This window comes from Microcoleus sp. Pol8_D6 (assembly GCF_036700965.1).
Taxonomy (GTDB): domain Bacteria; phylum Cyanobacteriota; class Cyanobacteriia; order Cyanobacteriales; family Microcoleaceae; genus Microcoleus.
This window is the reverse complement of record NZ_JAUBPW010000019.1, coordinates 82,799-94,640: the sequence shown is the minus strand read 5'-3', so window position 1 is coordinate 94,640 and position 11,842 is coordinate 82,799. Positions and strand designations below refer to the sequence as shown.

The following is an 11,842-nucleotide window of genomic DNA, read 5'->3' as shown; positions in this document are numbered from 1 at the left end:
CACCATCGGTAACGCCAACACCATCGGTAACGCCAACACCATCGGTAACGCCAACACCATCGGTAACGCCAACACCATCGGTAACGCCAACACCATCGGTAACGCCAACACCATCGGTAACGCCAACACCATCGGTAACGCCAACACCATCGGTAACGCCAACACCATCGGTAACGCCAACACCATCGGTAACGCCAACACCAACAACCAACAACATCCCCAATGACGACTGCATCTGCGATGACATTGCCTATCCCAACTTAAACCAACCTAACTCAGTTGAAAACACCATACTTGGTGTATCGTCCATTCAAATAGGCACTGCCCAAAACGATGAATTTCTAGGCAGTAACAACGGCAATATATTCGATGCCAAATCCGGGAATGACAACTTATATGGTGGTGCCAGCAACGACATCTTTAATGGCAACCAAGGCAACGACTTCATCACCGGAGGCAAAGGTGACGACATCCTCTATGGAGATGAAGGAAACGACATCGTTCTTGGCGAATTGGGCAACGATTTAATCTTCGGAGGCAAAGGCAATGACTCCTTACATGGCCGCGAAGGTAATGACATCATTCTTGGCAATAAAGATGATGACTTCATCGATGGTGGCAAGGATAATGACACCTTATTTGGAGGCAAAGGAAATGACATCGTGCTTGGTAGTCAAGGTGATGACTACCTGTTTGGACAGTTAGGTTCGGATACTATCTGCGGCGGTGAAAGTAATGACTTAATTAGCGGTAACGAAGCAGCCGATATCCTGGGAGGATGTGAAGGAAATGATACTCTTTATGGAGGGGAAGATAATGATACTCTCCTGGGGGGAAAAGGCTCTGATATCCTTTACGGAGACTTAGGCAATGATAGTTTGATTGGCGGTAGCGCTAACGATATCTTTGTCTTAAAAGCTGGTCAAGGATTTGATATCATCGCTGATTTTACCATCGGTCAAGACTTGATTGGATTAAGCGGAGGTTTGAGTTTTGGTCAGTTAGCAATAACTCAAAATACTCAGGGAACTCTCATCAAAAATGTCTTGACAGGAGAGGAGTTAGGTGTGATGATTGGAGTGAGTGCCAATACGATTACATCGGCTAATTTCCAGTTGATTTAGGAAATCAAGAAAAGTACGATCGCCCCTTCGATCCAAAAGGGCGATCGTACTTGACCCAAAAGTCGATCGCAAAATTTGATCGCACTTGAGAACCCCGACTTCTTTAAGCAGTCGGGATTCTCCCCTTCACTGCCAACCTTTTCTAAACTGTCTTAGCCCACTCTATCCAAGTTTCCATCGGGCGGAAACCGACAGATTTGTAAAGCTTTGTCGCGCCTGTCAAACTGTCAGCATCAACGCTGAGTTTAGCTGTGTTTGCACCCGCTGCTTTCAACTTATGCAAACCAGCTAAAAGCATCGCTTTTCCTAAACCCATTTTCCGAAAGTCGCGCCGCGTACCCAACAATTCAATCCAGCCGTCTTTTGTGCCGCTGTGGGCGTTTTTTTGGGGTTTGATTTGACAATCGCAGAAAGCTGCAAATTTACGATCGCCCGAAACAGCAATTAAGTCTAATTCCGGCTGATAATTGGCATCTTGCATCCAGTAACGCACCGTTTCCGCAGTTAAATCGTGGTGATTCCAGTGATCGATAAATGACTGGTTGAACATCTCTACCCAGGGTTGGATGTCTTGTTCTCCTGATACGTGTGTCAGCGCAAAATCTGCGGGAAATTCGGGTTTTGGTATGGGTTCGGCGAGGGATCGGGCCATTGTCCAAAAATAGCGATCGACCTCAAAGCCCTGTTTTTCTAACAGCCGCATCTCATCGGTTTTGTCCTCGCGGCTGTAGGTACGCAATTTTGCAGGTAAATTCCGTTCTTTCGCGACTTCACGCAGTCGCTTTTCTCCCCATTTAATAATATCTTTTTCCAAACCTGCGCCGCGCACATTTGGATGCACGTAAAACCAGAGACAAGCGTCTATTTCCTCTGGCAAATCTGGCATATCTAGGAGTGACAAACCGATTAGTTGGTAATTACCATCTTCCCACAACTGCACGTCGCGGGCTTGATCGAGTTTGGGTGCATCAAGTATTAGCTTAAGTTCAGTTGCTGAGACTTCTTCGCCGAGTCTATCTACGGCTTCGCAAGCATCGATCAAATTTGCGATCGCGCACCAGTCAGTTTCGCCCTTGTAGGAGCGTGTTGTCAAGATATTCATGAAAAACTTGCAATCCGTAATTTCGGACTGTTCCTCTTAGTTGGTATTGGCAAACAAGTACAGTAATTCAGACATTTTGGACAAACGTCAGCAACAGGCTTTTCGACCTGTTCCACAAGAAATAAATACTCTTGTGGGGCGAGCACGCGAGCCCGCATCTAAACTGTTTTTAGTATTGGAGAATGGTGTCGATAAAACTCAGAAACCTGTTTATATCACCCAGGCTTTCAGGTTTTATCTTATAGCGCAATCATAAAAATTGGTTTGCCTTTTGGGCTAGTTTTGTAGGTAAGTTTATGGCTGGATGTCGATGAGTCGCGCTCTCTTTCGTTACCAAGCTTGGTGCTTAAGTAACTACTATTGTTTGAATAAAGTTTCTACAGCTAAGTAAAGAAGTTGTCACCCCCACCGGGTAGTTAATTTTTACTTTTGCTCTTTTTACAAGAAATCCTTTTTCAGGGATTTTTGGCTCCTCCTGTTAACTCGCCCGATCGGCGGAGGGGAGAAGTTGAACTTATTTAAAAGTTGCCTATTTCAACTATAACCTGAGCTGTTTTTTTTTGCAACTTGGAAATCGAGGGAATGTTGCTAGTATTAACGAGGCTGGCATTTGATTGCAGGAGCGCTCCGGCTTTTAACCAGCCGTAACTGTAATTTTTATAACGTTTTTCCCTGAGTTGAGGATTTAATTTTATCCTAACGTTAAACTAACGTTAAACTGTTTTTTACAGATTAATATGAGGTAAATATGCTCGACAACCTCGATTTAGATATCTCCCTGGATAAAGAAACCTATGATGCCAAGATAGAAATTTTAATGCAACAGTTGCGATCGCTCCAACTGGCCTGCTGGGAAAAAAAATTGCCCGCAATTATCGTTCTCGAAGGCTGGGCCGCTGCCGGCAAGGGTGCTTTAGTCAAACAAATGGTAGGGTACATGGACCCGCGGGGGTTTGCCGTCCACCCGATTTGGCCGCAGTCAGATGCAGAAATGGGCTATCCTTTCCTGTGGCGGTTTTGGCAGAAACTCCCCGCCCGCGGCAAAATTGGTTTTTTCTACCACAGTTGGTACACTCACATTTTAGAAGACCGATTGTTCGATCGAGTCTCCGACGCCCAAGTACCCACAGTCATCAGGCAAATCAATGCCTTCGAGCGGCAGATGGTTGATGACGGCGCCGCAATTGCCAAATTTTGGATTCACTTGAGCAAAAAAGAACTCAAGCATCGGCTCAAAAAACTAGAAGACGACACCTTACAAGCTTGGCGAGTGCGACCCGAAGATTGGAAACAAGCCAAAAAATACGAAGAATACACAACTTTTGCCGAAGAAATGGTAGCCCAAACCGGCACGGGCCCGGCACCTTGGACGCTAGTAGAAGGCGATTGTCAGCGCTGGGCGAGAGTCAAAGTTTTAACGCAAATGGCAGCGACAATTACAGAAGCCTTAGACAGACGAACGATGCAATCAGCACCGATACAATTGCCGCATCAAGAACACTTACAACCTACTGAACCCGACTTGCTGGCCCAAGTAGATTTAACTCAATCGTTGTCGCCCGACGAATACAAACAGCAACTTCGCGAGGAACAAACCCGTTTTGGGAAACTGCAACAAAGTATCTACGAAGAGGAAATCCCCGTGTTAGTGCTGTTTGAAGGTTGGGACGCCGCCGGTAAAGGAGGAGCAATCAAACGCTTGACGGATGTATTAGACCCCCGTAGTTACACCGTTAATGCCTTTGGGGCGCCGACAGACGAAGAAAAAGCCCACCAATACCTCTGGCGGTTCTGGCAGCGGCTGCCAACTGCTGGTAAAATCAGCATTTGCGATCGAAGTTGGTATGGTAGAGTGCTCGTCGAGCGAGTCGAAGGATTTGCCACCGAACCCGAATGGCGCCGAGCTTATCAGGAAATCAACGAATTTGAGGAGCAACTCACCAGTTTCGGTTGTGTCTTAGTTAAATTCTGGCTGCACATCAGTCCTGACGAGCAACTAAAGCGGTTTACAGAGCGGCAAAACAATTCATTTAAACAATACAAACTCACCGAGGAAGATTGGCGGAATCGGGAAAAGTGGAATTATTATGAAGTAGCGGTGAATCAAATGATTCAGCGCACCAGCACGCCGGCTGCTCCCTGGACGCTAATTGCGGCCAATAACAAGTATTATGCTCGTGTTAAAGTAATTCAAACGGTAACGCAGGCAATTCGGAATCAACTGAAGCGCCGATAAATTGGGATTGGTGAATCGGTAACAGGTAATGGGGAAAAAAGTAGGCAGAACAAAGCAGGCTTGAATTGTCAATTCCACCTGCGGCGTCCTCGATCCATTACCAATTACCAATCAACTATTACCAGTTATCAATTACCAATTAACAGTCAGCAATCTGTGACTGGAAGTAGCGGGCTTGCACCCTGCAACCAATAGTTGATAGCTGACCGGAATCGAGCATCAGAATAAATGCGATCGGACTGCGTTATTCGCGAAAGTTAAAAACCCACCGATGCCCGTATTTCCTCCCGCAGCTAAATTCGCGCTCGTTTCCACACTTCCGTACTAATTTATGAAGACACAGAATATTGCAAGATGCCAGAACTGTTAGCTCGCATTCTATTTCTATTCCTCCTGTTCTCACTGATCAAATCGTGGTGGGATCAATCAGGAGGTAAAGACAATCCGTTATTAGACCGACTGCGCGTTTTGCTGCTGATCAGCCTTTTGTTCCTGGCTTTTTTTGCGCCAGACACACCAGTCGGAGCAGCGATTTTCGGGCTCATAGCCTTCTTCTTTAAGCCGCTGGGTTTTTCCATCACTCTGCTGGTGATTGCATCGGCGCTGATCACGAACGGGGGCATCCGCAACCCGGCGCCGAGAATGATCCTGGCAGCGCTGCTAGTTTTGATCCTTTCGAGTATGCCAGTTGTCGCTTACTGGTTCGCCGACCAAGCAGAACGGGACGCCGCTGCTGCCGTCCGCACAGCTTGCTGCGATGAAACTGCCGCGGCGATAGTTCTCCTAGGCAAGGGAACCACTCAGCCTCACATCCCCAACCGAGTAGCGATTCAACTGACAGATACAGGTAATCGCTTGCCCTATGCTGCCGTTTTGTACCGCCAAAAAGTGGCACCGATGGTTATCGTTACCGCTGGCCCCAGACCAGAGTTGGAGGGTTATGTTGGGGAAGCGAAGGATATCGAGACTTTGCTGGCAAACAACATGGGCGTGCCGCGCAGCAGTATTGTTCTCGACGATAACGGCAGCAACATACGCACCAGCGCCCAAGAAGTGAGAAAGATACTCGACAGCCGTGGCGTCCCGCGCAAAGTAATCCTGGTAACATCTGCGATTCAGATGCGCCGTGCCAGCCTCGCTTTTGCGAATATGGGAATCCAGGTGATTCCTAGGGCTACCGACTTCTACACTTTTCAACCCACATCAGGAGGAAAATCCAGACTCCGCTTAGACGCGGGAGATTTTCTGCCTAGTGCAGAAGCTTTGGTAACTACGACGCGAGTATTCGATGAATATTTCGGGTCTTTTTATTACTATTTGCGCGGCTGGCAGGCTCCCAGAGCCTAAAGTGGCAAGTTGCTGGTGTTTTTCTTAGGCAACAGCGACTGCTCCCCAGATTGGTTTAACATCTGATGAGAATGAGACCTTTGTGGGGAGCTGTATTTTTTTCTCATTCCGGCAGGATCGCCGACAATCAAGTTTGCCATGAATGCAAACAATACCCAAAAGATAACTGGCTCCCACTCGGATTTTTTGGGCGGTGCTTCTGGGGTTGTGACAGATTCGACGTTGACTTTGATATCTAGTTTGCCTTCAATTTCTTTGCCTTTGAGAACTCCCTCCTTGCACACACCCTTAAAAATCATGGGAGCGGGCTTTGGTGCTTCTGCTTTCGCTTCATCTGCCATTTTTTTATCCTGGTTTTGGTGAATCCGGTTGGATAGTACATTCTTAAAGGTTCGGGGGTTTTCCGGACAGGATTTTGCGAACTCTGAAAGAATTAAGTTAAATATCCACCCCGCCCCTTGCTGGGGCTTAAACATAAGAATCTGAAGGCATTTCCAGCTAGTGCTGGTTTGTTTTAGATAGCAGCCTGGCCTTGAAGCTGCTACTTATATATCCGGGTGAAGGGGAGATTTTTATGCAAAGTACAGGTTTTTTATGAAAAATTTATTTGCTCCCGGCGGACAGAAACGTCAATAGCCTCAAGTTCGAGCTTGGTTGAGCTCCCCGAAGAAACCCAGTTTCTTCCCGCAGCGGGCCCAAGTGACGCAATTCCGTTAATAAACCGGGTTTATGGCTTAATATCGCGCCAGGAATACCCATCTAAAAATTAAAATGATCGAAATAATCGAGCGTGAATATATCCACCAGCCAACTATCTTCCTTGGAACCCGAACAACTAGCAGCTTGGGCAAAAGAGGCAATAAATCGCAGTAAATCCGGTCAAATCCCCGCGTACATACCTCTCCTTGCGCGAGCCAACAGACAAGGGTTTGCCGTGCAAATTCGGGCAATTGACGGTAATTTTTTGAGCTGCGGTAGAATTGCTGAAACATTCCCGCTGATGAGTGTAGTCAAGCCCTTTGTGCTGCTTTATTTGCTGTGCGAATTGGGCGAAAAAAGGGTATTTGACTGCGTTGGCTGTGAGCCTTCCGAACTGCCTTTCAATTCCCTAATTCAACTCGAAATAGACGAAGGGAAGCCGAGAAATCCGATGATTAATAGCGGAGCGATCGCCCTAGCGTCTTTGATTCCCGGTGAAAATGCTGTGTCGCGCTGTCAAAACTTGCTCGAATGGTTAAATCAACAGGCAAACAGTCAGTTATTTGTTGACGAGTTAATGCTCAATTCAGTGAATACAAATCCGAATCAAAACAATTGGAATCTCGCCTTTAAAATGGTAGAATCGGGTTATATTCAAAATGCAGAAATTGCTTTAGAAACCTACAATTGCGTCTGCTGTTTATCGGGAACTGTGGAGGATTTAGCTAAGCTGGGGATGGTTTTGGTAAATAGTGGCGGTCGACAAATCGGGGAAAACTGCCGCACTGTCAAAGCGCTGATGGCAACTTGCGGTTTGTATGAAGCATCCGCCCGCTTTGCGTTGCGGGTGGGACTGCCGACTAAGTCGGGAGTTAGCGGGGCAATGCTTTCGGTAATTCCGGGTCAAGGTGCGATCGGCTTTTACAGTCCGCCCCTGGATAAAGAGGGAAATTCTATCGGCGGCTTATTTCTGTTAGAACAAATAGCTAAAACTCTGCGGTTGAGCGTATTTGATTAGATTAGGAATTAGGCACGGGGGGTCAGGGTTTCGACTTCGCTCAACCACTGGGGTTTTTTGCGAGAATATTTCGTGAATGCTGGCATAAACTGCCAAAAACCCGGTTTCTTTGGTTTTGATACGTAAGTCCTGAACCAATGCCCAATGCCCCATGCCCCATGCCCAATAACTAATGCCCCATGCCCAATAACTAATGCTTTTCTCCCAAAATAGCATAAACCACAGTCTCTTCTTTTTTGCCGCGCAATTGAATCGACCCTACTTTTTGGCCTTCGTAGCGATCGCGCACGTAAGAAAAAGTTCTCGCCGTCACCAACAAATTAAAAGGACTGTCAGAAACAATTTCCTTATTCATCGCCTCCAATCTAGCAGCAACATTGACAGCATCGCCGATCACAGAATAATTCAAACGCCTGGAACCGCCCACGCTGCCAGCAACTAACTGTCCGGTATGCAAACCGATGCCAAACTTAATTAAAGGTTTGCGTTCAATTCTAAGCTGCTGATTAAGTTGGTGCAGCCGTTCGTGCATCGCAATACAAGCCGCAACTGCATTCAAAGCATCTTGTTGAATTTGTCTATATTCGGTATGGCAAAAAGGCACCCCAAAAACTGCCATAATAGCATCACCGATGTATTTATCTACAACGCCGCCGTGATCCATAATACAGTTGGTCATCGCTTGCAAATAATTGTTCAGCCAGGTGAGTAAATCTCGCGGCGGCATTTTTTCTGAAATCGAAGTAAAACTACGAATATCCATAAACAGCACCGTTGCTGTAAGTTCTTGAGGTTCGAGTTCTCCCTGTTCAAATATCTCAGCTTTGCGTTGCCAAATAAGCTGAGCAGTCTCTGGATCGACGTGCTTTTCAAATAACCTCATCAACTGCTGCTTTTCGTACTGTTCCCGCAGTTGCAAAGCAGTGCTAGATAAAATGAGAGTGCCGATAGGTGCGGCAATCGGAACCCACCAAAAAAAGAAGCCAAATAACAAAGCAGCAGCCGCAATCCAAATTATAGGCAAACCGAGAGCGATCGCAATTCTCTCTTTAACACCTCGCTTGCCCAGAACCAAAGCCGTAAGCTGGCCAATCCCCAACAATAACAAAATTTCTACCACTACCGGCAGCCGCTGCAGCAAGCGTTGATTGAGCACATTGTCAACCAACGCTGCATATAAATAAACCCCAGCCGTAGTCTTGTTGAGAGGTGAAGATATGGGGTCGAAGCCCGTAGCAACTATGCCCACTAAAACTAACTTATTGGTCAGAGCGTCTGCGGGAATTCTACCTTCTACGACATCAACAAAACCATAGGTAGATAGATTTTCTGTTTTCCCCGGCCAGTTAATCCAAACTTTTTTTTCCTGCTTATTTTTTGAATGTGGAAGCAATACTGGATCTTGGGGATTAGCAGCATTGTACCTGTGAGTCATTGCTAAACCGAAATTAGGAATCCCGTTGAGAAAGATTTTTGACTCGCGGGTAATACCGTCGCTATCGGCTTCTTGGCTGATGTGGCCGACACCTGCGGCGGCTGCTTTTAAAGAGGCTACGGGTTCTTCTTTGGGGGTTCTAGGGAGTACAACTTTGCCGTTGGCGGCGATTGCAGCGGCTAAAATATCATCTTTCGGACTTGGATCGAGGAAAAGAATGTCAAAACCAACTGCTGTAGGGGGAGATTTTTTCAGTGCTTCTAGCAGTTGGGCGTAGCGGTTGCGGGGCCAAGGAAACTGACCGTATTCTTGCAGGGAATGCCGTTCGATCGCAATTACCACAATTCTCTCATCCCATCCGGGATTGGGCAAAATTCCCGATTCTCGAATTTGAAAGAGAGTTTTGTATCCCAAATATTCAAGGGGTTTCCACATTCCCACTTGCAGCATGATGACAGACATTACACCTACTACTGTCCCTGTTATCCAGGGAGGGTTTGTGGCTATATATTGCCACAGGCCGAGCAGTTGATTTTGTTTGAGATGATCGATCCATTCTTTGAACTTCATGCAATTAATTTGACGCAATCATTGACATTTGAGTCCGACCTTCGAGAGGAGTTGTATCAATCCTTGCAGGAGTCGTAAATTTTTTACCCCACCCCAACCCTCCCTTTATCAAGGGGAGGAAGTAAGAAATTCACAAAGGATGCGAGGATGGCTATATATCAATTGCGGTGGCACTCCTGTTGATTGTTAACTGTTGACTGTTGAATGTTGGCTGTTGACTCGCTATCTAAAAATTGAATGCTTGAGTGTTAACTATTGACTCGATTTTATTATTCCGATGCAACCGGAACGCATATTAGAGTCATGAAGTTTTACAATAGCGTAATGGCGAAAGGTTAACGCCAAATTTCTTTATTTTGAGTAATCAGTTGGACATCTAAATTATATTTGTAGGCGGGCGGGACACCTCACAATAATTGAATTAAACTTGACTTTAAGATTTAGACGAGGCTGGGCTTACGAAGTTTCACCGCGAAATGCTTCGCCCTTACACGAAATAATCAACTCAACTAAAACTTACGATCTAACTCAGCTCCTCAGAGACTGCCCGCACAATTTGCTCTGAGAGGTTGTTTAGGGAACGGCGAGGCTGTAGTGCCGTTCTGTGACTGACGGCCCTCGCACTACGATTTTGACGCGGCGGCTTGGAGGTAAAATTCCTTGGATCTTGAAGTTGCCATTTCGATCAATCTTAATAGCTTCGTTGTGGACATAAACTGTGTCGATCGGGTTAATTTGACCGCTGAGGTGATAGATATTGCCACTGAGTCTCAACAACCTGCGGACTTTGAGTTTAGCTAGGCGAGGGCTGGCTGAGGGCTCCACGGGCGAGGTTTGAGGGAAAATGGTCGTGGAGTTGCCGCTGTTGACAACTACTTCCGAGTCGGTGTTGCCGGATACTACGACAGCACCTTCAATCGTTTCGACTGCGGTTTTACCCCCGCCGACGCTAACGCCAAAGGAAGTGCCGCGGACTCCCGCAACGCCTTCTGGGGTTTCAACCCTGACTGGGGCGGTTTTGGCAGATTTTTTTTGTTGGGCAATTTGACTCGATTTGCCGAGTCCACTGAAGGTATTGAGGGATGCTATTTGGTTCGGCGGGATAATTGTTGAGGTGCTGGCTGCGGGAGTTGTCGTGGCAGTTTTGCCGATCGACAACCTGACTCGCCCCCTGCTGACAAAAATCGCTGTGTCTTTTTCGCCGCCTGCACTGCTTGACAAATTGGATATTCTGACTGCGGTTTTTTCGCCAACTTCCACGGTGCCGAGGTTGTTGTCGATGCCTAAACGGGCTGTGGAATCGGGGCCGGTGATGATTTCATCTCCGGGGGCGAGTAGCCGATCGCCCACAACCGCCGGCCGCCCTTTAAAGCTGACTGTACCGCGAATTTCTTCTATTTCGAGCGATCGCCCCGTCGTTGTTCCCTGAGCGTTTATCGTCTCTGCAGGGGATGGATTCGCCGCCACTGTTGTCAGATTTGTTGGAGATTTGGAGGCGGTTGGTAGTGCTGGCTGTTGATCGACTGAGACAATTTTAGTAGGGTTCGAGGGCTGTTTGGGGGATGGAGAGAGCGGACTGGCGATCGTCCCACAAAAGGGCGACAGACTCGCCATCACAGCCAAGGACAAACTTAGGAGCGGAATTTGGGTCGATCGCCCACAGGTAAAAATTTTATTCATAATTTCAATTTTGTCATATTGAAGTTTCTAGACTTCCTTTCCTGTAGCAGACACCCTAAATCCGGCAATCGTTCGACTTTTTATGCCGTAACACAGCAGCAAAAATAAACTTTATCAGCATGATATTTTAGCATTAAATCTTTTTTTTATTGTCAGATTGTAGTAAACTGTTACAACAAGACCGTTTACTACAATCTGAAATTCGGAAAATTTTGCAAGCTAGACTCCAAGTGCTTTACAGCATTAATCTTAGCCGATGTCAACGTTATAAATACAAGATTTATATATAGCAAACCTAAAATTAATTACTGCTTCTGAATGTCTTTTGGCTTCTTCCGGAAGGATGACTAATTGAAAATAAATCCTGTAGTTGTGGCAATTAATAAAAGGATTGTTTTTGCGAAGGGATAAAAAATAATTATCTCCGTGGTGTCCGAGACTCTGGAAGTTGAGCTTGCCGCTGTGGAAGCTGATGAGGCAAACCCAAGCGAATCCGGGTAGACGATCGACAAACTCCGACTAGAATACCGTTTTTTAGGGAAAGTTGGTGGAAATTTCGATGGAAAATCATAGCGAGCGATCGCCTGCTGGTGTTGCTGTTCCGAAGTAGACGCCAAACTGTAAAATAAAC

At 46.5% G+C, this 11,842-nt stretch carries 9 protein-coding genes; 4 read left to right on the top strand and 5 right to left on the bottom strand.

The annotated features are described in order from the left end of the window. A partial coding sequence (locus QUA10_RS10600) for a calcium-binding protein (protein WP_333086238.1) occupies positions 1-1,124 on the top strand: 1,124 nt, incomplete at its 5' end. 142 nt (positions 1,125-1,266) lie between these two features. On the opposite strand, the gene QUA10_RS10595 is transcribed toward QUA10_RS10600, so the two are convergent. After that, positions 1,267-2,226: a GNAT family N-acetyltransferase gene (locus QUA10_RS10595; RefSeq protein WP_333080262.1), complete on the bottom strand. Its 960-nt coding sequence runs from the start codon at positions 2,224-2,226 to the stop codon at positions 1,267-1,269. 748 nt (positions 2,227-2,974) lie between these two features. Here QUA10_RS10595 and pap point away from each other — a divergent pair. Both pap and QUA10_RS10585 read left to right on the top strand, forming a co-directional pair. Continuing rightward, on the top strand, positions 2,975-4,462 hold the full coding sequence (gene pap, locus QUA10_RS10590) for a polyphosphate:AMP phosphotransferase (protein WP_333080263.1): 1,488 nt from the start codon (positions 2,975-2,977) through the stop codon (positions 4,460-4,462). Positions 4,463-4,816: 354 nt separating this feature from the next. Continuing rightward, positions 4,817-5,809, top strand: coding sequence for a YdcF family protein (locus QUA10_RS10585; protein WP_333080264.1), 993 nt, complete (start codon positions 4,817-4,819; stop codon positions 5,807-5,809). Here QUA10_RS10585 and QUA10_RS10580 read toward each other — a convergent pair. After that, entirely contained in the window at positions 5,806-6,150 is a 345-nt protein-coding gene (locus QUA10_RS10580) for a hypothetical protein (RefSeq protein ID WP_333080265.1), read from the bottom strand. The two genes, QUA10_RS10585 and QUA10_RS10580, sit on opposite strands and share 4 nt — an antisense overlap. 449 nt (positions 6,151-6,599) lie before the next feature. On the opposite strand from QUA10_RS10580, the gene glsA reads away from it, so the two are divergent. After that, entirely contained in the window at positions 6,600-7,526 is a 927-nt protein-coding gene (gene glsA, locus QUA10_RS10575) for a glutaminase A (protein ID WP_333080266.1), read from the top strand. Between the two features lie 190 nt (positions 7,527-7,716). Here glsA and QUA10_RS10570 read toward each other — a convergent pair whose 3' ends face one another. The 3 genes from QUA10_RS10570 to QUA10_RS10560 form a co-directional block, all read right to left on the bottom strand. Further along, positions 7,717-9,531 carry an adenylate/guanylate cyclase domain-containing protein gene (locus tag QUA10_RS10570; RefSeq protein ID WP_333080268.1) on the bottom strand — a complete coding sequence of 605 codons (1,815 nt, stop codon included), beginning with the start codon at positions 9,529-9,531 and terminating at the stop codon, positions 7,717-7,719. Between the two features lie 573 nt (positions 9,532-10,104). Further along, positions 10,105-11,211, bottom strand: coding sequence for a FecR domain-containing protein (locus QUA10_RS10565; protein WP_333080269.1), 1,107 nt, complete (start codon positions 11,209-11,211; stop codon positions 10,105-10,107). Between the two features lie 347 nt (positions 11,212-11,558). Continuing rightward, on the bottom strand, positions 11,559-11,828 hold the full coding sequence (locus QUA10_RS10560; RefSeq protein WP_333086237.1) for a hypothetical protein: 270 nt from the start codon (positions 11,826-11,828) through the stop codon (positions 11,559-11,561). Positions 11,829-11,842 lie beyond the last annotated feature (14 nt).

What these genes read in the sequence shown, in the direction of transcription:
- QUA10_RS10595 (WP_333080262.1), bottom strand. Translation starts at nt 2,226, where the DNA reads ATGAATATCTTGACAACACGCTCCTACAAGGGCGAAACTGACTGGTGC.
- QUA10_RS10565 (WP_333080269.1), bottom strand. Translation starts at nt 11,211, where the DNA reads ATGAATAAAATTTTTACCTGTGGGCGATCGACCCAAATTCCGCTCCTA.
- QUA10_RS10570 (WP_333080268.1), bottom strand. Translation starts at nt 9,531, where the DNA reads ATGAAGTTCAAAGAATGGATCGATCATCTCAAACAAAATCAACTGCTC.
- pap (WP_333080263.1), top strand. Translation starts at nt 2,975, where the DNA reads ATGCTCGACAACCTCGATTTAGATATCTCCCTGGATAAAGAAACCTAT.
- QUA10_RS10585 (WP_333080264.1), top strand. Translation starts at nt 4,817, where the DNA reads ATGCCAGAACTGTTAGCTCGCATTCTATTTCTATTCCTCCTGTTCTCA.
- QUA10_RS10580 (WP_333080265.1), bottom strand. Translation starts at nt 6,150, where the DNA reads ATGGCAGATGAAGCGAAAGCAGAAGCACCAAAGCCCGCTCCCATGATT.